At 72.1% G+C, this 23,926-nt stretch carries 17 protein-coding genes and 1 pseudogene; 5 read left to right on the top strand and 13 right to left on the bottom strand.

Translation table 11 applies throughout. The features are described from left to right. Positions 1-294: 294 nt before the first annotated feature. The 3 genes from G9272_RS39985 to G9272_RS39975 all read right to left on the bottom strand — a co-directional run bounded on the left by G9272_RS39985 (position 295) and on the right by G9272_RS39975 (position 3,306). Entirely contained in the window at positions 295-672 is a 378-nt protein-coding gene (locus tag G9272_RS39985; protein ID WP_171401100.1) for a toxin Doc, read from the bottom strand. Between the two features lie 3 nt (positions 673-675). After that, positions 676-921 carry a hypothetical protein gene (locus G9272_RS39980; RefSeq protein ID WP_171401099.1) on the bottom strand — a complete coding sequence of 82 codons (246 nt, stop codon included), beginning with the start codon at positions 919-921 and terminating at the stop codon, positions 676-678. Between the two features lie 144 nt (positions 922-1,065). Continuing rightward, complete coding sequence (locus tag G9272_RS39975; protein ID WP_171401098.1) at positions 1,066-3,306, bottom strand: glycoside hydrolase family 9 protein; 2,241 nt, start codon at positions 3,304-3,306, stop codon at positions 1,066-1,068. 218 nt (positions 3,307-3,524) lie between these two features. Here G9272_RS39975 and G9272_RS39970 point away from each other — a divergent pair, with 218 nt between their 5' ends. Further along, positions 3,525-4,091: a cysteine hydrolase family protein gene (locus tag G9272_RS39970; protein WP_171401097.1), complete on the top strand. Its 567-nt coding sequence runs from the start codon at positions 3,525-3,527 to the stop codon at positions 4,089-4,091. 257 nt (positions 4,092-4,348) lie between these two features. On the opposite strand, the gene G9272_RS39965 is transcribed toward G9272_RS39970, so the two are convergent. Next, on the bottom strand, positions 4,349-7,435 hold the full coding sequence (locus tag G9272_RS39965; RefSeq protein ID WP_171401096.1) for a glycoside hydrolase family 2 TIM barrel-domain containing protein: 3,087 nt from the start codon (positions 7,433-7,435) through the stop codon (positions 4,349-4,351). Between the two features lie 300 nt (positions 7,436-7,735). On the opposite strand from G9272_RS39965, the gene G9272_RS39960 reads away from it, so the two are divergent. Both G9272_RS39960 and G9272_RS39955 read left to right on the top strand, forming a co-directional pair. Continuing rightward, entirely contained in the window at positions 7,736-10,105 is a 2,370-nt protein-coding gene (locus G9272_RS39960) for a SpoIIE family protein phosphatase (RefSeq protein WP_171401095.1), read from the top strand. 71 nt (positions 10,106-10,176) lie between these two features. Next, positions 10,177-11,472 carry an SLC13 family permease gene (locus G9272_RS39955; protein ID WP_171402373.1) on the top strand — a complete coding sequence of 432 codons (1,296 nt, stop codon included), beginning with the start codon at positions 10,177-10,179 and terminating at the stop codon, positions 11,470-11,472. Between the two features lie 9 nt (positions 11,473-11,481). Here the strand turns inward: G9272_RS39955 and G9272_RS39950 are convergent, their stop codons facing one another. Then, a complete protein-coding gene (locus tag G9272_RS39950; protein ID WP_171401094.1) occupies positions 11,482-13,455 on the bottom strand; it encodes an RICIN domain-containing protein in 1,974 nt (657 codons plus the stop codon). Positions 13,456-13,758: 303 nt separating this feature from the next. Then, positions 13,759-14,718 (bottom strand): helix-turn-helix domain-containing protein, encoded by a 960-nt coding sequence (locus G9272_RS39945; RefSeq protein WP_253268079.1) that lies wholly within the window; start codon positions 14,716-14,718, stop codon positions 13,759-13,761. Positions 14,719-14,787: 69 nt separating this feature from the next. Between G9272_RS39945 and G9272_RS39940 the strand changes: the two genes are divergently transcribed. Next, the gene (locus G9272_RS39940; RefSeq protein WP_171401093.1) at positions 14,788-15,612 is read left to right on the top strand and encodes a phytanoyl-CoA dioxygenase family protein; all 825 of its coding nucleotides are present in this window, start codon (positions 14,788-14,790) and stop codon (positions 15,610-15,612) included. 82 nt (positions 15,613-15,694) lie between these two features. Here G9272_RS39940 and G9272_RS39935 read toward each other — a convergent pair whose 3' ends face one another. From G9272_RS39935 to G9272_RS39925, 3 genes are all read right to left on the bottom strand, one after another. Beyond that, positions 15,695-16,663, bottom strand: coding sequence for an aldo/keto reductase (locus tag G9272_RS39935; RefSeq protein WP_171401092.1), 969 nt, complete (start codon positions 16,661-16,663; stop codon positions 15,695-15,697). 72 nt (positions 16,664-16,735) lie between these two features. After that, entirely contained in the window at positions 16,736-17,251 is a 516-nt protein-coding gene (locus tag G9272_RS39930) for a flavoprotein (protein WP_171401091.1), read from the bottom strand. 9 nt (positions 17,252-17,260) lie between these two features. Then, complete coding sequence (locus G9272_RS39925) at positions 17,261-17,722, bottom strand: nuclear transport factor 2 family protein (RefSeq protein ID WP_171401090.1); 462 nt, start codon at positions 17,720-17,722, stop codon at positions 17,261-17,263. Positions 17,723-17,832: 110 nt separating this feature from the next. On the opposite strand from G9272_RS39925, the gene G9272_RS39920 reads away from it, so the two are divergent. Then, complete coding sequence (locus G9272_RS39920; RefSeq protein ID WP_171401089.1) at positions 17,833-18,378, top strand: TetR/AcrR family transcriptional regulator; 546 nt, start codon at positions 17,833-17,835, stop codon at positions 18,376-18,378. 2 nt (positions 18,379-18,380) lie between these two features. On the opposite strand, the gene G9272_RS39915 is transcribed toward G9272_RS39920, so the two are convergent. The 4 genes and pseudogenes from G9272_RS39915 to G9272_RS39900 all read right to left on the bottom strand — a co-directional run bounded on the left by G9272_RS39915 (position 18,381) and on the right by G9272_RS39900 (position 23,874). Further along, entirely contained in the window at positions 18,381-20,396 is a 2,016-nt protein-coding gene (locus tag G9272_RS39915; protein ID WP_171401088.1) for a M36 family metallopeptidase, read from the bottom strand. Positions 20,397-20,447: 51 nt separating this feature from the next. After that, positions 20,448-22,421, bottom strand: a complete 1,974-nt coding sequence (locus tag G9272_RS39910; RefSeq protein ID WP_171401087.1) for a M20/M25/M40 family metallo-hydrolase — start codon at positions 22,419-22,421, stop codon at positions 20,448-20,450. 286 nt (positions 22,422-22,707) lie between these two features. Beyond that, positions 22,708-22,911: a ferredoxin gene (locus G9272_RS39905; protein WP_171401086.1), complete on the bottom strand. Its 204-nt coding sequence runs from the start codon at positions 22,909-22,911 to the stop codon at positions 22,708-22,710. A gap of 10 nt (positions 22,912-22,921) precedes the next feature. Beyond that, positions 22,922-23,874: pseudogene (locus G9272_RS39900) on the bottom strand (cytochrome P450). Positions 23,875-23,926 lie beyond the last annotated feature (52 nt).

The following is a 23,926-nucleotide window of genomic DNA, read 5'->3' as shown; positions in this document are numbered from 1 at the left end:
GGCTGAAGCTGCGCCTTGTTGATAGAAAGTCGATAGGCGGGGCCGGCTCACACCGGGCATCCCGCCTTTCCACGACCCCTGCCGGCCCGGCCGGAATTCACCCTTGCGCCCCGTGTGAAACACGCACACACACCAAGGCGTCACGCACGCTCCCGGCGCACCGGCCCGCATAGTTGGCTGGAACCGGCCACTTCCTCGGAGGCCCCGCGCAGGACGGCGGCTCTCCTGCGCGAAACGGCCGCCGGCCTTGTTCCTCCCGCCCTCGGCCGGCGGCCCTGAACCCTTTGCGCTTGCCTATATCTGCCAGGACCGCAGCCGGTCCGCCGCGCCGTAGACGTCCGTCTTCCCGTCCAGCAGATCGCGGGCGAGGTCGACGAGCGCGCCGTACGGCGGATCGATACCGACCCCGCTGGTGAACATGTACGCCACCGCCGTCGCGCAGGCGAAGCGGGCGTTGGCCGAGGGCAGGGGCTTGAGCAGGGTGAGGGTGTGCAGCAGCGCGGCGGCCCGCCAGGCCGGGTCGGAGTCCACGCCGAGCTTGGGCGGATCGACCCGGTGCCGGGCGACGGCGGCGACCAGCGCCGAGAAGTCGTTGATGGTGGGCTGCTCCGGCAGAACCTCTTCATGGCGCTGGAGCAGCCAGGGCACGTCGATGTGGATGACGGAGGTCATCGGTCAGGCGACCCGCCCCTCGCCCCGCACGGAGCGTTCGTCGTCGGGGAAGGCGGCGGCGAACTCGTCCGCGTGCGAGGCGAAGAACCTGCGGAAGGCCTCCGCGCCCTCCTGGAGCGCCCGGTGCCGCGCGATGTCGGCCGCGGCCGCCTCCCGTACGAGTGCCTTCATCGACGTACCGCGTTCCTTGGCGATCTGCCGCAGGTCCTCCAGCTCGCGATCGCTGAATTCCACATTGAGGGCTGGCATGCCCTTCACGGTACCGCGCGGGTACTTACTCGTAAATATCCCCAGGTCAAACTGATGACCGCGCGGTACCGAAGGGTGGTCGACCCTGCACGCTCCTGATCAGACAGGGCCTATTGCCGATCCGGCCCCATCCCTGATCCGGCCCTATCCCTGATCCGCCACGAAGGAGGCCAGTCGGGCCAGCGCCGCGTTCCAGTTGATCGCGGTCTCGTTCGTGGACCAGGACTGGATGTCGTCGATATAGCAGAACTGGCCCACGCAGCCCTGGAGCTTGCTCTGCGCGTAGGGGTCCTGAATGCTCGAGTTCGCGCCGCCCGACAGGGTCCCCCGCGGCGGGTCCGGCAGGTTCGGGTCCAGTTGGCGCGCGTACCAGCGGCTGTGCTGGTGATGGGAGTTCACCTCGCCGTAGCCGGTGACGTACGACAGGTTGAGCGCGTTGCGCCCGAGGACGTAGTCCATGCTCTGGACGGCCCCGGCCCGGTACTTCGAGGCGCCGGTGAGGTCGTAGGCCGTGGCGATGACCACGGCGTTGTTGAGGACCTGGTGGCTGGATCCCCAGTCGTAGCGGTTGCCGTCGGGCGCGTAGGGCATGCCGTACGGCTGTCCGGCCAGTGTGGCGAGGTACTTGTCGGCGCCTCGCACGACCGATCCGCGGACCTTGTCGCGGCCGGGCAGTCTGTTCGGGACGGTCGCGAGGTCGAGGCGGCCGGCGGCGGCCGTGCGGGACCAGTCGAAGCCGCTGGGGACGAAGATGTCGGCCGTGTGCGCCGGGGAGTTCACGACCTTGTCGGCGAACTGCTTCTCCCCCGTGCTGAGATACAGCTCGGCGGCCGCCCAGTAGAACTCGTCGGTCGCGTCGTCGTCGTTGTAGGCACCGCCGCCGATGCCGTCGTTCGGGTCGGCGTACACGTCCGGATGCGCGAGGGCCGCCGTGAAGGCCTTGCGCGCGGCCGTCAGCGCCCTCGCCGCGAAGGCCTTGTCGTAGGGCCGGTACAGGCGGGCCGCCTGGGCGGCCGTGGCGGCCAGGTTGAGGGTCGCGGTGGTGGTCGGCGGGTGCAGTTCGCGCTTCTGCGGATCGTCGCTCGGCAGCAGCGGCAGGCCGGTCCACTGCTCGTCGTGGATCTTGTGGTGGGCCATGCCGGCGAGCGACTGCCCGTCCGGTACCTGCATCTTCAGCAGGAAGTCGAGCTCCCAGCGGGCCTCGTCGAGGATGTCCGGCACCTTGTTGCCGCTCTCCGGGAGGGCGAGCGTCCCGTCGCCGAGAGCGGCCGGGTCGCCGGTGCGGGCGAGCAGGGAACGTTCGTAGGTGCTCAGCAGCTCCCAGGTGGCGATGCCGCCGTTGACGACGTACTTGCCGTGATCACCGGCGTCGTACCAGCCGCCGGTGACGTCGAGGGTGTAGTCGCACACCCCGGGTTGACACGGGACCGCGGAGTCGCCCTGGTTGGGGGCCGCGTCCAGATGGCCTGCCGCCCTGCCGTAACCGGGCCGCAGGTCGTCCCGTATCGCGATGCCGCTGCGCTGCGTGTAGTAGTACTTCACCGCGTCCAGCCGCAGCTGGTCGTAGCCGGCCGTGCCGATGTCGAAGGGGCGGCTGGTCTCGCCGTCGGCGACCAGCGTGAAGCCCGTCCCGCGGGTGCGGTAGCCGCCGAAGTCGATGGAGTGGACGTTCTGTCCGGAGGAGACGTCGAGGCCGCGCGGCACGCTCCAGCCGCGCGCGACCGTCACCCCGGAACCGTTCCTGAGCTGCCAGGGCAGCTTCGCGGCGGCGTCGGTGACCAGGGTGGCGTTCTTCGGTCCGGCGGGCAGATAGGCGACCTGGTTGACGCGCACGCGTGGCCCGGTGTCGGGCTGGTACACCTCCGGCGGCACCCCGCCCAGCAGCGACACGTCGTCCAGGCAGAACCGCCAGGGATCGGCGCTCCCGCCGACCTGGAAGGCGACCTGCCCCTGGGTGCTGTCGACCGGCGAGGTGAACGTGTACGTGTAGGCGTCTCCCGACTCGCCCAGCACCGGGGTCGCCTCGTACCAGGTGTCGTACGGGGAGACACCGAGGCCCACGATCGCCCGCACCACATGCCCCTCGGGCACTCCGGAGGCGCTGAAGGAGAACCGGTACGACGACCCCTTCACCAAGGTGATCGCGTCCTGACCGACGGCGGAGTCCCAGCGGTTGACGGTGCCGCCCGGCACGTCCGCGCACAGCCGGCCGTCGGTGAGACCGGCGGTGACATTGCTGGTCCACCACGGGTCGGCGGTCGTCTCGAAGCCGCCGTTCCTGACCTGTTCGACCTCGTCGGCACCGGCCTGCTGCGCGGGCAGCGCGGTGAGCGCCGCGCCCAGCAGGGCCGCGAGGGACAGCAGGGTGGTTCTGCGTCGTTTCACGTCCAGGCTCCTCGGGGAGGTGCGGGACGCTCGCTTCGAGATGGAGGTGCCATCTCGTGGGAGCGCTCCCAGAGCGGGGTCGCAGGACATGGTTGTTGGAGTCATGACACCCCGTCAACGGTCTTGACGAGATGGCTTCGAGGCCGTTGTCAGTGGTGCGCCCTAATGTGGACCGTCCGAGCACCGATCACGCCCCTGACGAGGAACCGGAGGTCTCCATGACCACCCTGCCCGGCCGACCGAACACCGCCCTGCTCGTGATCGACGTCCAGAAGGGCGTGGTCGCGGGCGCGCCCCGGCGCGACGAGGTGATCGCGAACATCCACACCCTGATCGACGCGGCCCGCGCGCAGGACGTGCCGGTCGTCTGGGTACAGCACTCCGACGACGACCTCGAACGGGGCAGCGAGAACTGGGAGTACGTCGAGGAACTGGTCCGCCTCGACGCCGAGCCCCTCGTCCACAAGAACTACCAGGACTCCTTCGAGGACACCGAGCTGGAGTCGGTGCTCGCGGAGCGCGGGGTGGGCCGGGTCGTCGTCACCGGGGCGCAGACCGACGCGTGCATCCGCTCGACGCTGCACGGCGCCTTCGTACGGGGCTACGACGTGACACTGGTCGGCGACGCGCACACGACGGAGGACCTGAGCAAGTACGGCGCTCCGGCGCCGGAGCAGGTGATAGCCCACACCAACCTGTACTGGTCGTGGCAGAGCGCACCCGGGCGCGGCGCGGGCACGGTGGACACGGCGAAGGTGACCTTCGAGGCGGCGGACGCGGGCTGAGGCGCCTCGGGCGCGGGATGCTCGGACGGCGGCAGCGCCGGGCCGGGCGGTCCGGACCGGTCTGTTCCGGACCGGACCGCCCGGCCCGGCCCGGAACAGACCGGAGCAGGCGGTTCCAGCATGGCGGGCCGGGCCGGGCGGTGCAGACCGGCCGGTCCCGCCTCGGCGCCGAGGGAGACCAGCCGGTGAGCAGGTCAGCCGGTTCCTGCTGGTCCAGCCGGTCCAGCCGGTCCAGCCGGTCCAGCCGGTCCAGCCGGTCAGGATTCCAGCTTGGTGATGCGGACCGCTCCTTGGGGCGTGCCGGGTGCGCTGCTGGTCAGGGTCAGCCGCAGCCTGGAGCCGCGGACCGGGTCGAAGGTGAGAGCCGTCGGCGCATCCGAGGCGGTGGCCCAGTCGACGGTCGCCCCGGTGACCGGCACATAGCGCTCGCCGTCCCAGACCTCCGCCTCGACCGCCGCGGGCAGGCTGTGCGTCGCGTCGACGGTGAAGGACACCTCCACCCGGTCGAAGTCCCGGACGCGCCCGTAGTCCACCGAGACCCAGTCCTTCGGCCGGGCCCCGCCGAAGGCGGGCAGCAGGGCGGTGGCCGCCTTGGCGAAGGCGTTGGACCAGCCGGTGGCCGGGTCACCGTCCAGCAGGGCGGCGGGCAGGGTGTCCGGGCGACCGGAGTAGCTGGCGTCCGCGTAGGGGTGGTTCACGGGCGCCGGCAGGTCGGGAGCGAAGGCGGCGGGCGGGGTGGTCGCCTTCGCGCGGGCGGGCGTGGTGCGCACGGTGGCGGTGCCCTTGCGCAGGCCGTCCACACGCGCGGTCACCTTCAGGGCCCCGGCCCCGGTGCCGGAGCGCACGATGGCGAGGGCCTTGCCGTGGAAGGCGGTGCGCGTACTGGCCTGGTAGCGCTCGGCGCTCTCCTCCCGCCCGTTGTCGAGGCCGGCGAGAGAGCCGCCGCTCACCTCGAAGGAGATGAGGTGTTCGGCGTCGGGCACCACGGTCCCGTGCGCGTCGACCACGTCGGCGGTGACGAAGACCAGTGAACGCCCGTCCGCGGGAAGGGACTTGCGGTCCGGGGTGAGGCGTACGGCGTGCGGGGCGCCGGCCGTGCGCAGCACATCGGTGGCGACCGTCCTGCCGCCCCGGCGGGCCACCGCCTTCAACTCGCCCGGCCGGTAGGGCACCTGCCACACCAGGTGCAGCTTGCCCGCGCTGCCGTTCGGGCTGGTGTAACTGCCGGGATAGGGGCCGGTGGTGAAGGTCTTGTCGTCGCCGGTGGCCTCGGTGGTCTCCAGGTAGGCACGGCCGTCGACGGTCTTCTTGGTGTCGAACTTCCGTACGCCCAGGGACTTTCCGTTGAGATACAGCTCCACGGTGTCGACGTTGGAGTAGGCCCACACCTCGACCGTGTCGCCCGCCTCGTGGTTCCAGGTCGTCGGCAGCAGATGGACCATCGGCTCGTCGACCCACTGGCTCCGGAAGAGGTGGTACATGTCCTTCGGGAACCCGGCCGTGTCGACCGCGCCGAAGAAGGACGCCTTCACCGGGAAGACGTTGTACGGGGTGGGCTCGCCGATGTAGTCGATGCCGGACCACAGGAACTGCCCGGTGAACCACTTCCGGTCGCGGTCCTTCTTGTGCCCGTACTCGCCGCTCATCGTCCAGGAGGCGAGGTTGTTGTCGTAGGACGAGGTCGCCCGCCTGCCGGGTGTGTGGTTCTCGCCGGTGTTGAGGTGCTCGGGTTCCTGGTAGGTGCCGCGGGTCGAGGTCTCCGAGGACGACTCGGACTCGAAGAGGAACAGGTGCGGGTAGGTCGTGTGCAGGACGTCCACCGACTTGGCGGTGTTGTAGTTCAGGCCGAGGCCGTCCAGCTTGGCGAGCATCAGGTCGGCGGCGGAGCCCTTGGCGGGCGGGGTGCGGTACTTGTCCGAGCCGATGATGAGCGGACGGGTGTCGTCCGCCGCCCTGATCGCGGTGATGATGCGGTCGGCCATGGCGAGACCGGCGGTGGAGGTGGAGTCGGTGATCTCGTTGCCGATGGACCACAGGAGAACGGCGGGCGAGTTGCGGGCCGCGAGCACCATCTCGGTGGCGTCCCGCTCGCACCACTCGTCGAAGAACCGCCCGTAGTCGTACCGCGTCTTGCCGGTCTTCCAGCAGTCGAAGGCCTCCACCAGCATCACGATGCCCAGTTCCTCACAGACCCGGATCATCTCGGGCGACGGCGGGTTGTGGGAGGTGCGGAAGGCGTTGACGCCCATCGACTTCATGATCGTCATCTGTCTGCGGACGGCGTCGACGCTGATCGCGGCGCCGAGCGCGCCCAGGTCGTGGTGCAGGTCGACGCCCTTGATCTTGGCGTGCCTGCCGTTGAGGTGGAAGCCCTCGTCCGGGTCGAAGCGGAAGGTGCGGATGCCGAACGGGGTGCGGTAGGTGTCGGTGACCCGGCCGGCGACGCGCAGCTCGGTCTCCAGGGTGTAGCGGCGCGGGGTCTCGAAGTCCCATCGCTGCGGATGGGCCACGGTGAGTTCGTGGGTCTCCGTGACCCGGTCGGCGACGGCGACCGTGGAGGAAGTACGGGCGACGGTGCGGCCGTTCGGGGCGAGGACGCGGGAGACGACCTCGACGTCCGTGCTCGCGCCGGACGCGTTCGCCACGGTGGTCGCGACCCGGACGACGGCCCGTTCGTCGGTGACCTCGGGGGTGGTGACGTACGTGCCCCAGCGGTCCACGTGCACCGGATCGGTGACGACCAGGCGGGCCTCGCGGTAGATGCCGCTGCCGGAGTACCAGCGGCTGCTCGGGAGCCGGTTCTGCACCTTGACCGCGATCACGTTCTCGGTGGTGCCGTCGGTGTGCAGCAGGTCGGTGAGGTCGAAGGCGAAGCCGGTGTAGCCGTAGGGGTGGCGGCCGACCTCGGTGCCGTTGCAGTACACGTACGAGTCCATGTAGACGCCGTCGAACTCGACCGAGATCCGCCGGCCCGCATGGCCGGGCGGCAGGGTGAAGGCGAGGCGGTACCAGCCCAGGCCACCGGGGAAGAAGCCGGTGCCGCTGGTCGTGCCGTTCTGTGTGGTGGGCGTCTGCTCGATGCTCCAGTCGTGCGGGACCGCCACCGCGCGCCAGGTCGAGTCGTCGTAGCCGGGGGCGGCGGCGTCCGCGTACTGCCCGGTCGGGTCGGTGATCCCGCCCGGGTTGGCCAGCGCGAAGCGCCAGCCGTCACGCAGCGCGACCGTGCGGCGGCCGGATGCGCGCACGGCGTCCGCGGCGGCCTGTGCCGCCGGTGTGCCGAGGAGCGCTCCGGCGGCCGGTGCGGCCGCGGACGCGAGAAGGACCGATCTGCGAGTGACCGTCATGGTCGGCTCTCCCTCATCAGGAACCAGAAGTACTCACAACTGATCGTTAACAAACAGAATCTGACGACGGGGCGCTCCTGCCCGTCAAGGGGCCGGAGGCGGCCGCCCGTTCCGGCGGCGCACGAGGGCTCCCTCACGCGGGGATCGCGCGGGATCGGCCGGTTTTAGCCCTTGACCCCGGCGGGAACTCGCTGTTCAGTCGAGCTGTGGGGGTTCCCGTCCGCGTGAGAGCGGGACACACTAGGCTGGAACGGAAGTGACGTGCCTGTTCACTGTGAGTGTCCGCGATGGAGTGCCGAGATGAGCCCGGAGTATCCGTTCGACGAGGCCGCGACGGCCCGGGCGGTCGTCGACGACTCCGGCGCGCTGATCGGGTGGAACGAGGGCGCCCGGACCCTGCTGGGTTGGACCCCGGCCGATGTCCTGGGTCGGCCCGCCACCGAACTGCTGGCCGACGGGACACCCGACTTCACCGGTACGCGCTGGGACGGAACGGTGACTTTGCGCCATCGCGACGGCCGCGCGGTCCGGGTCTGGCTGCTCGCCCACCGCTTCCCCGCCCGGGCCGACGACCCGGGACACTGGCTCGTCGTCACCCCGCTCGCCGGAGCCGACCCCGGCTCCTCGGACGCCCTTCTCGCCGCGGCCGGCCTCGTCCAGTCCCCCTGCGCCGTGGCCGTCTACGACGAACGGCTGCGGCTGCGCCGGATCAACGACGCGATGCGTGAGGTCATCGGACTGCCCGAGGAACGCATCCGGGGGCTGCGGCTCGCCGAGATCGGCGGCGGGCCGCAGAGCACGGAGCTCGAACAGCACATGCTGCGGGTGCTCACCAGCGGCCGGCCGCAGGACGTGCAGACGTACATCCGCTCCGGCGGCGAGTCACAGGCCCACGCCTGGCTGGCCCGGATGGCGCCCGTCACCGACGCCGACGGCCGGATACGGGGCGTGTGCCTGTCCGCCCACGACTTCACCGAGAACTACCTCGCACGCGAGCGGCTCCAGCTGGTCAACGAGGCCAGCGTGCGCATCGGCAGCACCCTCGACGTCATCCGGACGGCTCAGGAGCTGGCGGAGGTCTGCGTGCCGGCGCTCGCCGACTTCGTCAGCGTCGACCTGCTCGACCCGCGGGACGGCGGGGAGCTGCCGAGCCGGTTCAGCCCGCCGGTGGGGCTGCGGCGCGCCGCGCACCACTCGGTGAACCGCGGCAACCCGGAGGCGGTGGCCAAGCCCGGCGAGGTACAGCAGTACCCGACCGGGTCGCCGCAGGCCGACTCACTGGTCGCGGGGCACACCATCATCGGCTCCCTGGCGGGGGGCGGTCTGGACGCGTGGCTCGCCTGGGACCCGGCACGCGGCGCCCGGGTGCGGGAGCTCGGCATCCACTCGACGATGTCCGTGCCGATCCAGGCGCGCGGTATGACGCTCGGCGTCGCCGTCCTCACCCGGTTCCGCCGGCCAGACCCCTTCACTCCGGACGACGTGCTGCTGGCCGAGGAGATCACGGCCCGCGCCGCCGTCTGCATCGACAACGCCCGCCGGTTCTCCCGCGAGCGCGAGACGGCCCTCGCCCTCCAGCGCAGTCTGCTGCCGCGCACCCTGCCCCGTACCGCCGCCGTCGACGCCGCCTCCCGCTATCTGCCGGCCGCCCGCGCCGGGGTCGGCGGCGACTGGTTCGACGTGATCCCGCTGTCCGGGATGCGCGTCGCCATGGTCGTCGGGGATGTCATCGGGCACGGCATCCAGGCCTCGGCCACCATGGGAAGGCTGCGCACCGCCGTGCGCACCCTCGCCGACATCGACCTGGCCCCCGACGAGCTGCTCACCCACCTGGACGACCTGGTCGTCCGGCTGTCGGAGGAGGCCGGCGCCGAGGGCAACCCCGGCGAGGTCGGCGCCAGCTGTCTGTACGCGGTGTACGACCCCGTGTCGCGACGCTGCACGCTGGCCCGGGCCGGGCACCCCCCGCCCGTCGTGCTGCGGCCGAACGGCCCGGCCCGGCGGGTCGAGCTGCCGGCCGGTCCCGCGCTGGGTGTGGGCGGGCTGCCGTTCGAGTCGGCCGAGCTGGAGCTGGCCGAGGGCAGTGTGCTCGCCTTCTACACCGACGGTCTGATCGAGTCCCGCGAGCGGGAGGTGGACTCCGGTCTCCGGCTGCTGAACGAGACGCTGGCGGCGTACTCGGACTCCCTGGACGAGACCTGCGACCGGATCCTGCACGCCCTGCTCCCGCCCGGCGGCGCCGCCGACGACGTGGCCCTGCTGCTCGCGCGCACCCGGGGCCTGCCCGCCTCCCAGGTCGCGACCTGGGACATCCCCGCCGACCCCTCGCTGGTCGCGCCGATCCGCAAACAAGCGGTCGACCAGCTCTCCCGCTGGGGACTGAGCGAGGCGTCCTTCACCACCGAGCTGGTGGTGAGCGAACTGGTCACCAACGCCATCCGCTACGGCGCCCACCCGATCCGGCTCCGGCTGATCCATGACGCGACCACGCTGATCTGTGAGGTGTCCGACACCAGTCACACCGCCCCGCACCTGCGCCGGGCGAAGACCTGGGACGAGGGCGGCCGCGGCCTTCTGCTGGTCGCCCAGCTCACCCAGCGCTGGGGCAGCCGGCACACCCCCGAGGGCAAGACGATCTGGGCGGAGCTGAGCCTGCTCGACGAGGAGTGAGGCGGCCTTCCGGTCCCTTGGCGAGCGCTTTACCCACGCGTGTTTTCATGGACGGACACCCGGACCAGTCAATGGGGCGGGCCCCACCGCACCCCGCTCCCGGAGACCACATCAACGCCCCGCTCGCCGAAACGCTGTCCGTCGTCCTGCTCGCCGCCGCCCTCGGATGGGCCGTGCTGCGCCCCGCCGGGCGGTCCGAGGCCCTCGTCGCCGTCCCCGCCGCCGCACTGGTGATCGCCCTGGGGGCGGTCTCGCCGGAGCACGCGCTGGCGGAGGCCGAGCGGCTCGGACCGGTCGTCGGCTTTCTCGCGGCGGTGCTGGTGCTGGCCCACCTGTGCGACGTCGAGGGCCTCTTCACGGCGTGCGGTGCGTGGATGGCCCGGAAGTCGGCGGGCAGCCCCCGGCGCCTGCTGGTCGCGGTGTTCGTGCTGGCCTCGGTGATCACCGCCGTGCTCAGTCTGGACGCGACCGTGGTGCTGCTGACGCCGGTGGTGTTCGCCACGGCCGCCCGGATGGGCGTGCGCGCCAGGCCGCACGTCTACGCCTGCGCGCATCTGTCGAACACCGCTTCGCTGCTGCTGCCGGTCTCCAACCTCACCAACCTGCTGGCGTTCGAGGCGAGCGGGCTGAGCTTCACCCGGTTCGCCGCTCTGATGGCGTTGCCCTGGGTGGTCGCGATCGGCGCCGAGTACCTGGTCTTCCGGCGGTTCTTCGCCGACGACCTGCCCGCCGCCGAGCCCGCCGCCGACGACGGCCCGGCGCCCGAGCTGCCGCTGTTCGCGCTGGTCACCGTCGCCTGCACACTCGTCGGGTTCGTGGTGGCGTCCGCCGTCGGGATCGAGCCCGCGTGGGCCGCGTTCGCCGGCGCCCTGGTCATGGCCGGACGCGCGCTGGTGCGGCGTCGGGTGACACCGGTCGCCGTGGTGCGGGCCGCCGCGCCGGGGTTCCTGGCGTTCGTGCTGGCGCTCGGCATCGTGGTGCGCGCGGTCGTCGACAACGGGCTCGCCGACGCGCTGCGGCACGTCCTGCCGGACGGCTCGGGCCTGCTCGCCCTGCTCGCGGTCGCCGCGCTGGCCGCCGTCCTGGCCAACCTGATCAACAACCTGCCCGCGGTGCTGGTCCTGGTGCCGCTCGCCGCCCCGGCCGGGGCCGGGGCGATGCTCGCGGTGCTGCTCGGGGTGAACATCGGCCCGAACCTCACCTACGCCGGATCGCTGGCGACGCTGCTGTGGCGGCGCGTGGTGCAGGCGCGTGAGGAACGTGTCGGGCTCGGGGAGTTCACCCGGCTGGGACTGCTCACGGTGCCTGCCGCGCTGGTCCCGGCCGTCGTGGCGCTGTGGGCCTCGCTCCAGGTGGTCGGCGTCTGACCGCTCGGGTCAGTTGCGCCCGCCGCCGGACCCGGAGCCCGAGCCGTATCCCCCGTATCCGTTGCCGTACCCGGAGCCGCCGTAGCCGTATCCCGAGCCGCCGGACGAGCCCGACTGGCCGCCCCACGAGCAGTAGTAATAGGTGTAGTACGAGCAGGATGTGGTGTTCGAGCCCGAGGAGGAGCCCGTCGGGCTCGTGGTGGTCGGGGTGGCGGACGGCGTCGGCGTGGGCGTCGGGGGCTTCGCGGCCTTCGGCGTCGGGGTCGCCGCCGGGGCGTCCGAGGAGGTGCTGTCGGCGCCCCAGTTGACGAACTGCATCTGCGGGTCGGGCTGCGAGGTGTCGATCACCCAGCGCTGGGCGGCGCTGTCCACCCGGTTCTTCAGGACGAGAGCGCCCGATCCGTCGGTGGCGGCGGGCGCCAGCGCGAGGTTCTGACCCGAGCGCGGGACGAGCGTGCCCTGGAGTGTGAAGTCGTACCGGACGTTCTTGGGGTCGGGCTGGGAGGCGCCCGCGCACGGTGCCAGCCGCACCGAGAAGCCCAGGTGGGAGTCGAGGCACAGATCGGCGTTGGCGGCGCTGCGCACCAGCCCGTCCGGTTCGTACGACCACTGCTGGCCGGCCGCGGAGGAGCAGGCGGCGAGTTCGGTCTCGGCGCCGCTGACGGGCTTGGTGCCGACGATGCCGATGCACAGCCCGGAGGCCACGTTGTGCAGACGACCGCGCAGGGTGCCCTGGGCGTCCTCCCCGACGTCGACCCAGGACGGGTCGGAGGTGGCCGTGTCCGTCCCGGGGGCCGGGGACTTCGCCGACTCGTTGCCGGCGGTGGGCGCGGCTCCGTCCCCGGAGCCGACGGCGGCCCACACGCCGAGCGGCAGCACGACCAGCCCGCTCACGGTCAGCACGGCGGCGGCGAGGTTGCGGCGGCGGGCGCGGCGGGCCGCCTTCTGGGCCGAACGGCTCGCTCCGGGGCGGGAGTCGGCGCCGGCCCGCGATCCGATGCGGGCGATCACCCCGGCGCGCAGCCCGGCGCGGGAGTTCGTGTCGGCTCCGGTGCCGGGCGCCGCGAGAGCGGGGGTCCCGTCGGTGAAGGCCTCACCCGAGTAACTCCGGGGCTGCTCCGCGGGGGTCTCGACGGATTCGCCGTCGCCGGCCACCCTGACCTCCACGTAGGACGCGGCGGCCCAGCCCAGGATGCCCTCGGCCAGGGCGGCGCCCAGCAGACCCTCGAACTGCCGCAGCTGGTCGGCGGTGTGCAGGCAGTGCCGGCACCGCTCCAGGTGGCCGCGCAGATCGGGGTCGAGGTCGGCGCCGCCGCGGCGGCAGGTGACGTCCAGCAGCCGGTCGTAGCGGTGGCACTCGTCGTCGGTGGCGAGTTCGCGGTGCACCTGGAGGCACTCCTCGCGCAGCCGCTCGCGGGCCCGGCGCAGTTCGACCCGGGCGCCCTCCTCCTCGAGGCCCAGCAGTCCGGCCGGGACCGCCAGGGGCTCGGCCTCGACCTCGATGTGCCAGAGCAGGCAGCGCGCGGACTGGGGCAGCCGCTGGAACGCCCGGGACAGGATGCGCCGGTTCAGCGGCGGCAGCAGCCGGGCGGCGGCGCGGTCGCCGTCCTCGCCCTCGGAGCGCAGCGCCGGGTGCAGCAGATCACGGCGGCCGTCGGCGTCCCATTCACCGGCGATGCGGCGCACGGTCACCAGTAGATGGGGGCGCCACGCGGCGGTCGGCCCGTTCTGCCGCAGGCTCTCACCGAACAGCCGGGTGAAGGCGGCCGTGGTGAGCATGCCCGCCGCGCGCTCGCCGTCGGTGCACAGTCGTGCGTAGGCGAAGGCGGCCGCCCAGTGGCGGTCCAGCAGCTCACCGACGGGATGCAGTGCGGGTGACGCCCCCGTCCACTTCTTCAGCTCGGAGCTCAGCTGTTCGTCCGTCGCGTCGAAGCGGCGCGCCGAAGGGGAATTCGACAGGCCTGCGTCATTCACGGTCTGCATTCCTTCCGGGGGCATGCGGCATAAAGTCCATACCATCGGGTATGCGGCCCCGCCCACGAAGCGGGGTCGACTCGCACAGGGTTCGGCACCTCTGACGTCCGCGGGGGGTACCGCTCTTTTGAAGCGTGGGGGGTGTGAACGGGAGGTGTCTCGCGCGCACCGGGGAAATCGTTGTCCGTGCGCCGACAGGGCTCACCTTTGCACAGCCGGACCAGGCGGAACAAGAGATCTCGCGGTTTCGTGCATTGTGTGTGGGACGAATAATTTTGACGAAACGTCAACCGCGCAACCCCTGTGGGGTGGTCACTGTATCGGTGTCCCTTTTGGTGCCCCTTTTGACGTGCCTTTCAGGACGGTAATTGCCGGGCGCATTCCGTCCCGGTAGGCGCCCGGCGGTGTGCCGTGTCGGGCGCGGAAGACGCGGCTGAAGTGGAACGCGCTCGCGAAGCCCGAGGCCGATGCCACGCGTTCCACGGACAGGTCGGTGCCCTCCAACAGCCGGGCGGCATGGCGCAGTCGCGTCTCGAGCAGGGACCGCATCGGGGAGTGGCCGACCTGCTCCGTGAAGAGATGGGCGAAGCGCGAGGGCGACAGCGCGACCTCCGCGGCGAGCGAACGGACGGTGTGCGGGGCGCCGGGATCCGCCGCCATCCGCGCCTGTGCCCGGCGGACGCGGTCGTCGAGGCCGGGCGGGGACGTGGGAGGCCGGGCCGAGGCGGCCGCCAGCAGGACGGCCTCTTCCAGCCCGCACAGGGCGAGTTCCCGGGCCGCGGAGCCCTGGGCCACCACGATCCCCAGGTCACCGGCCGGTATGTCGGCACCGGCCCACCGGGCGTCGGCGTGCATCCGCCGCCAGGCTCCCTCCATCCGGTCGTGCAGAGCGGCCGGGACGGGGCCGACGGTGTACAGACCGTCCGGACCGTCGCCGGTGGCGTACGGGCGAAGCCAGGGTGTCCAGGAGGGCCGGGCCTGGCAGTGCGCCCACCAGAACCGCCAGTGCCGGGCGCCGGGTTCGACGGCGTAGGCGTGCGGGACGCCCGGCGCGAGTACCACCAGTTCTCCGGCGCCCGCCCGTGCCTCGCTCCCGCCCTGCCGCAGCCGGCCGCGCCCGCCCGTCGTCCAGGTGAAGAGCCAACTGTCCGACCCCTGGGGCCGGTTGACGCCGTACCCGGCGTCCTCGTCGAAGTGACCGACCACCACCAGGCCGGGCGGCGGGGACGGATCCGCGGGCCCGGCAGTCCTGGGCAGGTCGTCAGCACGCATGGGCATCCTCCCGGGGGGTGCGTCGGCCTAGCGTGGCGGGTCGAGACCAGTGGACCGAGGAGGGCAAGTATGACCGTCACGGAGACCGGCGCCGCCGGGACACCCGTCCTGACCCGGGCGGGGCTGCGGCAGTACCGGGAGGACGGCTTCACCGTCGTACGCGGGCTGTTCGGGTACGACGAGGTCGACCGGCTGTGCGCCGAGTTCACGGAGTTGCACGCGGCCGGGCGGCCGGTGCCCGGGCACTTCGAGCCGCGCCCCGGCGCCGCCGACCCGCTGCACGCGTACCCGAGGGTGATGCACCCGCACGAGATCAGTCCCCTCGCCCGGCAGGTGCTGCTGGACGCGCGGCTGCGGGGCGTGCTGGAGGAACTGCTCGGCGAGGAGGTGCTGGCCGCGCAGAGCATGTTCTATTTCAAGCCGCCGGGCGCCCGGGGTCAGGCGCTGCACCAGGACAACTTCTATCTGCGGGTCGAGCCGGGCACGTGCGTGGCGGCCTGGTTGGCCTGTGACGTGATCGACCGGGACAACGGCGGGCTGGAGGTCGTGCCCGGCACCCACCGGATGGGGCTGTTCTGCCCCGAGGAGGCCGACGCGGAGGTGTCGTTCGCGCGCGAGTACGTGCCGCCGCCGCCCGGCCTCGCCTCGATGCCGGTCGACATGGCGCCGGGTGACGTGCTGTTCTTCAACGGCAGCCTGGTGCACGGGTCGGGGCCCAACCGCAGCGGGGACCGGTTCCGGCGGTCGTTCATCGGGCACTACGCCGGACAGTCGGCGCAGCGCATCGGGCAGTACTACCTGACGGTGTCGATGGGTGGGGAGCGGGTGCCGTTGGCGGTCAGCGAGGGGGCGGGGCCCTGCGGTACCGAGTTCGCACCGCAAGGCCCGCATTAGCGCTCCGCGCGACGGGTCGTTCTTCGGCTGCGGGTCCGTCGGGGTTGGTTGCGCAGTTCCCCGCGCCCCTGACGGGGCGCTTTCAGTGGCCGGCGATCGGGTGGGGGGTGTAGGGCTCCTCCAGTTCCGCCAACTCCTTTTCCGTCAGGGCCAGTTCGGTGGCAGCCACCGCATCCTCGAGGTGGTGGGGCTTCGCGGCTCCGATGATCGGGGCGGTCACCGTGGGCTGGTGGAGGAGCCAGGCCAGGGCGACCCGGGCGCGGGGGACGCCCCGGTCGGCCGCGATGCGGGTGACCGCCTCGACGGTGCCGCGATCGCCCTCCGGGTAGAGGGAGCCGCCGAAGCCGTCCGTGGAACTGCGGCCGGTCTCGGTGCCCCAGTCACGGGTGAGGCGGCCGCGGGCCAGCGGGCTCCAGGGCAGTACCCCGACGCCCTGGTCCGCGCAGAGCGGCAGCATCTCGCGCTCCTCCTCGCGGTAGAGGAGGTTGTAGTGGTTCTGCATCGACACGAACCTGGTCCAGCCGTGCCGCTCGGCCGTGTACTGCATCTTGGAGAACTGCCAGGCGTACATCGAACTCGCCCCGATGTAGCGGACCTTGCCCGCCTTCACCAGGTCGTGCAGCGCCTCCATCGTCTCCTCGACCGGGGTGTGCGGGTCGAAGCGGTGGATCTGGTACAGGTCGACGTGGTCGGTGCCGAGGCGGCGCAGACTGTGGTCGATCTCGGACAGGATCGCCTTGCGGGACAGTCCGGCGCCGTTGGGCCCGGGCCGCATCCGGCCGTTGACCTTCGTCGCGAGCACGATCTCGTCACGGCGGGCGAAGTCGCGCAGGGCCCTGCCGACGATCTCCTCGCTGGTGCCGTCGGAGTAGACGTTCGCGGTGTCGAAGAAGGTGACGCCCGCGTCCAGGGCCTGCCTGATGAGCGGGCGCGACGCCGCCTCGTCGAGGGTCCACTCGTGCGCGCCCCGGTCGGGGAGTCCGTAGGTCATGCAGCCCAGACAGATCCTGGACACGTCCAGACCCGTCGAACCGAGCTTCACGTACTGCATCGCGGCCGCTCCTGACATCGGTGTGGGGTACAGGAGTGGAGCGTACGTCGGCCCGGCCGGTCACCGTATGCCTCATTCGATCAGGTCCAGCGCCCGCTCCCAGTCGAACTCCTCGCCCTGGGCGCGGTCGTACGGGTACCCGAACCGGACGCCCATGCCGCGCAGCCGTATCAGACTGTCCTGGTAGGCGGGGTGGCCCGCGAGGGTCTCGTTCACACAGGGCAGGACCCCGAGGGGGACGCCCAGCCCGGAGACCTCGCACAGGGTGCCCAGGGCGAGGGTGTCGGCGATGCCCGCCGCCCATTTGTTGATGGTGTTGAAGGTGGCCGGGGCGACGACGACCGCGTCGGGCTCGGGGAACGGCCGCGGGTCGCCGGGGCGCCGCCAGGCGGAGCGGATCGGGCGCCCGGTCTGCGCCTCGACGGCGGCGGTGTCGAAGAAGCCGTTCATGGCGTGGGGCGTCGCGATGACGCCCACGTGCCACCCCCGCTCCTGGGCGGCGGCGATCAGCCTGCCGACGTCCGCGGCGATACCGGCGGCGCAGACGACGACGTAGAGGAAGGGCGGCTGTTCGTCCTGTTCGGTCACCCGCGCACCCTACTCAAGCGGGAAGGACAGCCCTCGTTCGGCCTCGGGGCGCGGCCCGTGGATCCGGCGGTCCGCCTCCTCGATCGGCACGTCGTCGATGCTCGCCTCGCGGCGGGTCATCAGCCCGCGCTCGTCGAACTCCCACAGTTCGTTGCCGTAGCTGCGCCAGCACTGCCCGGCGGCGTCGCGCGACTCGTACTGGAAGCGGACGGCGATGCGGTGGCCGTCGTGGGCCCAGAGGTCCTTGCGGAGCGCGTACTCGTGCTCGCGGGCCCACTTGGCGGTGAGGAACTCGACGATCGCGGCACGGCCGGTGAGGAAGGTGTCGCGGTTGCGCCAGACCGAGTCCTCGGAGTAGGCGAGGGCGACCTTGTGCGGGTCACGGGTGTTCCAGGCGTCCTCGGCGGCCTGGACCTTCCGGGCCGCGGTTTCCCGGGTGAAGGGCGGCAGGGGTGGACGGGCGTCCGACATGGCGTCTCCTGGCTTCCGACATACGGAGAACGTGCGTTCTCCGGCTTGGCTGCTAACGTAGAGAACGCACGTTCTCCCGTCAAGGAACCAGGAACCCCGAGGAGCGGTCCATGGACAGCGCAACGGCCCGTGAGCAGGCGCTCGACGCCGCGGAGAAACTGTTCTACGGGCGCGGCGTGCAGTCCGTCGGGATGGACGACCTCCGCGGCGCCTCGGGGGTGTCGCTCAAGCGCCTGTACCAGCTGTTCCCGGCCAAGGAGCAGTTGGTGGAGGCCTACCTGGAGCGGCGGGACGTGCGCTGGCGCGGGCAGCTCGCCGAGTCCGTCGCCCGGCGGGAGGACCCCCGGGAGCGGATCCCGGCCGTGTTCGACTGGCTGGCGGAGTGGTTCGGCGAGCCTGACTTCCGCGGCTGCGCCTGGATCAACGCGTACGGTGAGCTGGGCGCGACCTCGGAGCGGGTCGCCCGCCAAGTACGGGAGCACAAGCGGGCGTTCCGCGAGTACCTCGGCGGGCTCGTGGCCGACGCGGGGCTGCCCGACGCGCTCACCGGGCCGCTGTTCCTGCTGGCGGAGGGCGCGATGGTGACCGCCGGGATCAGCGGCGGCACCGCCCCGGCGACGGAGGCACGCGAGGCGGCGCGGCTGCTGCTGGGCTGAGCTCAGTCCTCGTGTCCGGCCGGGGGCGGCTGACTGCCGGCCCGGCAGCCGACGAAGGACGCGTTGGGACAGAAGGCGTCGAAGCCCATGCCGTACCGGGCGAACGATCCCCAGGCCGCCGTCCGGACCTCGGTGTACTCGGCCGCGGTGAACGACGTGCCCTTGAGGTCCTTCAGGGCCCGCAGGATCGCGTCGCGGGCGGTGAGCAGGGACGGGTTCTTGGGCGTGAGCTTCAGCCCGTCGACGACGGCCTGCCAGGCGACCCGGTAGCCGCGCTCCTTGCTGCCGAGCTCCGCGCTGATCCGGCGGGTCATCTCCAGGAGCGCGGCGCACCAGATCTCGCCGACGTTGTGGATCCTCGTGTAGTCGAGCCCGCCCTTGACCTGCCCGATGTCCCCGAAGCCACCGGGGTACCGGTCGTCGTAGGGCCGCTGGCGGATGCCGGCCGGGTCGTCGACCACCCAGTCGCCGACCACGGTGTGCTCCCGCTCCTGGGAGAAGTTGGGGATGGTGAGCGCGAAGAAGTCCGACCAGCCCTCGCCCATCGCCCTGGACTGCTCCTCGCGCAGACCGTTGGCATCGTGCAGACCGCCGACCAGCCGGTTGGTCACGCCGTGCGCGAACTCGTGGCGCACCACGTGCGCGTCGTTGGCCGTGTGCCTTCCGGTGTCGGCGACCAGACCCATGTTCATCTCCGCTGCCAGACCGTCGGCGCGCGTGAGCATGTTGGCCGTGCCGAAGACCGGCCTGGGATGGGCTTGGGCGACGACCGGGTCGGCACCTACGCCCAGGCCCGAGAAGTTGACGGTCTGGAAGTTGCCGTGCTCCTCGTTGAAGCCGAGCATCACGAAGAAGTCGTGCATGTAGTTGCAGAAGAAGAAGATGTTGGTGACGAGTTGCTCCGGCGTGTCGGGGTTCGGGGCGAACACCCCGTTGCCCGCCGCGTCGACGTCGACCTTGAAGCTTTCGCCGGTGTCCCCGTCGACGGCCTGCACATTGTTCCCGACGGTGGCCACACTTCCGTTCTGCCGCTCCACCCACGGGCCGGGGAACCCGGGCATCGGCGTCGACGGCGGTGCGACCGGATAGTCGCTCAGCGGCAGCGGGAAGGAGGCCAGGGCGAACCCGGTCTCGACCGGGTTCTGCCGGAACACCAGTCCTCCGACGACATGGTTCGTCAGGTCCTGGAGGTACAGGACCTGTGGCGCCGCCCGGTCCGCCGTCATCCCGTCGGCCTCCACCAGCGCGTGGTACTGCACCGCCCCCTGCGCCCGGGAGAACCTGAACGACCAGGCGAGACGGACGGTGTCGCCCATGTAGAAGTACACCAGCCGACCGGGGATCGCCTCGTCGAAGGCGCCCTTGTCGAACGTCATCGGCTGGTCGTTGCGCGCCTGGGAGCTCAGCCGGCGGAAGCCGTCCGAGACGTCCAGGGCCGGCAGCTCGTCGGTACCGAGCAGGCCTTCGAGCGTGACCGACTCGGCGGCCTTCGCGGCGCCGGCGGCCAGGGCCGTCTCGACCGGCACCGTCGGCATCGTGGGGACGTTGCCCGGCACACTCACCGTGTCGCCGACGACCCGGTCGACCGTGCCGTCCTCGCGCAGCCACACCTTGGGGGCCATGCCCCACACATCGATGCCGTTGAGTGTCTGCTGGAGGCTGACCACGTGCATGCCGCCGCTCGTGACCGTCACCTTCGGATCGGCTTCGAACTCGGCGGGTTCTCCGGCGGCGAAGCCGATCGCCGCCGAGACCGAGGAGAGGTACTCCTTCGCCCTGGCGATGTAGTCGCCGTCGGTGGACTCGGCGCCTGCCCGCTCGGCGAGGCCGGCCGGTGCGCCCTCCACCCGTAGTTCGGTCAGGTGGCCGGTGAAGCGGTTCACCTTGCCTTCCTCGGCGATGAGGGTGTGGCGCACCGACTCCGCCACACGATCGGTGTCGGCCAGGAACGCCTCGGCGCCCGGGAGCCGGGCGAGCCGGTCGTAACCCAGGTCTCGCTTGTCGATCAACTGCGTCATGACGGATGCTCCTCCCGCGGGCGCGAGGCCCGGTCTGGGCGGACCGACGGGTCAAAGGCCCGCAAGGGTCAGGGCGGTCGCCGTGACGGAGCGGGCGACCGTGGCGGCGAACTGCGTGCTGTGGTCCTGGTCGAGAAGGGTGTCTCCCGGGGTGTGGTACTGCCGGGTGCCCGTGCCGGGCCCGCCGTCGAGGGCGAAGATGTCCTCGGAGACGGCGACCGCCGCCCAGCCCCGCTCGTGGAAGCTCGCGTGGTCGCTGCGCCCGATCGCCGGATCGTCGGGGCCCGTGAGCTGCTGAACCGTCACCCCGGTGTCGATGGCCGGCACGGTGTCCGCGACGAGTGCGCCCAGCGCGTCGGACGCGCCCACGACCGGGCCCGACACCGAGGAACCGGCGTGGATCTCCACGGTCGGCGTACTGCCCTGCTGACGGCCCGCGATCATGTCCATCTGAAAGACGCCGGCGATCCGCTCCCCCGCCGCGGCGGCGGCCCTGGCGTAGAACTTGCTGCCGACCAGGCCCTGTTCCTCGGCGTTGAAGAGCACGAAGCGCACGTTCCGGGTGGGCGCCCTGCCGTCCGCGAGCAGCGCGTGCAGGCACTCGGCGGCGGCCATGACGGCTGCGGTTCCGCTCCCGTCGTCGTCGGCGCCGGGTGCGGGGTCCACGGCGGGGTCGTAGGGGCGGGGGTCGCCGTTCGCATCGACGAAGTCGCCGCTGGAAGCGGTGGAATCCAGGTGCGCGGTGATGAGCACCGTGGAGTCCGCCCCTGCGGCGCGGTGCTCGGCCTCCACGTTGAACAGCTGGTGCCCCCGCCACCGGAACCGGTGCAGTCGGACGCTCAGATCGAGGTCCTGGAAACGGTCCGCCAGCGCCTCGACGACCCGGGGGTTGTCGTCGGCGGACACATCCCGGCTGCGCACCAGCAGCCCGTCGCCGTCTCTCAGCGGCTCGACACCGGAGATGCGCGCGACATGGCCGCGCAGTACCTCGGGGGTCACGGCCGCGCGCACCGCCGCGATCGTCTCCGGGGAGGGGTGACCGTCCATGGCCGCCGCGGCAGGGTCCGGCTCCGCGCCGCCCGCCGCCGGACCGGCGGCGAGTCCTGCCGCCCATGCCTCGCCGGGGCGGGAGAGCAGCGCCGGGTCCGGCAGCAGCCGTTCGGTGTGCCCCGGCTTCGCACCCGGCAGGTGCACGGCCTCCACCGGAGCACCGGCCGGCGCCGCGAGGTAGACGCCGCCCGGCGCGGGCCCCAGGGGAATGAGCGGCGGGGTGGCGGCTGCGGCGAGTTCGTCGGCGACCAGGCCGAAGGCGGCCGTGGCGCGCGTCGTCGCCCCGTCCCGGTCGTCCGCGGCGCTCGCGGCGGGGGTGAGCGGACGGTCGTCGCGGATCAGGAAGGCCGCCGTGTCCTCCACCGGTCCCCGCAAGTCGACCGTGAACCCTGCCTGTTCGAGTACCGCGGCGCCGCGCGTGCTCGCCATGGCCAGCACGAGCCGCGCCGACGCGACATGCACGGGGACGACTTCGGTCTGGTTCGCGACCCCCTCCAGCGCAGACAGCCCCAGGCCCTCGGGCAGCCCGATCCGCGCCCAGAGGACGGGACGGTTCTCCACGGAGGCGGCGGTGAACACGGGGTGGGCCGCCGTGCGCAGCCCGGCTTCCCTGGCGAAGGCGCGCTCCCGGGCGTCCTCCCCCACGAAGACGCACTCGTCGGCCGCCGAGACGGGGGTCCCCTCACCCGCCGTGCCGGCGACCGCCCCGTCGAAGATCTCCCGGCTGTCCTTGGCGCCCCAGTGCACGAGGGCGTCGTCCGTGAAACGGTCCGGGAACGCCTCCCGCAGGGCCGACGCGGCCCGCTCCGCGTCGGCCGCATCCGGGCCCGGGTTGGAGATGATGCCCTTGCGTACGTCGCGGAAGGCGTCGAGCACAGCGAGGACACGCGGTCGGGGCACGAGCGTCAGCGAACCGTCGGCCTCCAGACGGGCGTCCGCCAAGGTCGCCCCGATATCGAAGAAGAGCACGGGCATGGTGTGCCTCCGCGAGGTGAACCGGCCCCGGATCGACAGGTGACAGGGCGGAGCGGGTGCCGCGCGCGGATGAAGGGCCCCGGGGCTGACGGCCCCTCACCGTCTCCCCCGGCGACACTCGCCGCTCCGGGAAGAGACCCCGCCCCTTCCATCGTCCGCCTCGGGTTGCCTTCTCGCATCCCAGGATGTACACGAATGCCGTTCAACGTAGGACAGTTGAAGGGGACACGGTGCCCGGACCGCCTGCCGGCCGCTGCGCTCCGGCGCTCGGGTGGCCGACGGGGCCTCACCCCGCCGTATCGGACACCTTGATCGCGCCGACCGGGCCGGCCCGCGCGGCCTCCCGGACCATCGGGTCACCCCCGCCGCCCTCCCGGCCGGGCAGGAGGGCGCTGAAGCCGTCGTCGTCCTGGGTGAAGATCCCGGGGGCGGCCAGCGCGCACTGGCCGGCGCCGATACGGACGTCCGTGCCGATGTGAATGTCCGTCACGGGGAGCCCCTTACCAGGTCACGGGGAGTGCCAGCATCCCCTGGATGGTGTCGTCCGGCTTCCGGCGGACCTCGTCGGCGGGCACGGCCAACCGCAGGCCGGGGAGCCGCTCCAAGAGGGTGCCCAGGGCGATCTCCAGCTCCGCGCGGGCCAGGTTCTGGCCGAGACACTGGTGGAGGCCGAAGCCGAACGCCACATGGTGGCGGGCGGAGCGGTGCCAGTCGAGGGGGTCCGGTTCGGGGTAGGCGCGCTCGTCGCGGTTGATGACCGAGGTCGCGAAGACCACGCCCTCCCCCGCCCGGATCGTCGTCCCGGCCACCTCGATGTCCTCGGTGGCCTGCCTCAGCAGCCCGTCCGCGACGGACAGCAGCCGCACGCACCTCCTCCGGCACCCGGCTGCGCAGCAGCCGTCGCGACTGCTCCTCGAAGAACTCGTGGTCGGCGTACGGGACGCCGAGCAGTTCGCAGATCACCGTGGACGGCACGGGCAGCGCGAAGGCGTTCACGAGTTCCGCGGGCGGACCCTGCGCGAGCATCGCGTCGATGCGCTCGTCGACGATCCGCTGGACGGCCGGGCGCAGGGCGGTGGCGCGTTTCAGGGTGAAGCTCGCGACCAGCAGCCGGCGCTGGACGTGGTGCTCGGGGTCGTCGACGTTGAGCAGGGCCGACCGGCGGTCGCGCAGCGCCTCGAAGCGGGGCGAGTCGCCGGGTGGCCGGGGTGGGTGCGGTCGGTCGACAGGCGGGGGTCGGCGAGCAGGTCGCGGGCCGCCTCGTGCCCGGTGACCAGCCAGGCGACCCGGCCGTCTTAGAGGGTGACGTGGGCCAGCGGACGGGAGTCGCGCAGGGGGCGTGGGCGGCGGGCGGCTGGTAGGGGCAGGTGCGGTCCTGGGGGAAGGCGACGGGAGCCGGACCGCGCCTCACATCCGTCAGGTCCGTCGCATCCGTCAGGTCCGTCCCATTCATCAGGTCCGTCGTGTCCGTCCTGTCCGTCATGGGTGACCTCGCAGACGAAGAG

Origin of the sequence: Streptomyces asoensis, assembly GCF_013085465.1 — a bacterium.
GTDB classification, from domain to species: Bacteria; Actinomycetota; Actinomycetes; order Streptomycetales; family Streptomycetaceae; genus Streptomyces; species Streptomyces cacaoi_A.
This window is presented reverse-complemented; position numbering and strand designations above follow the sequence as displayed.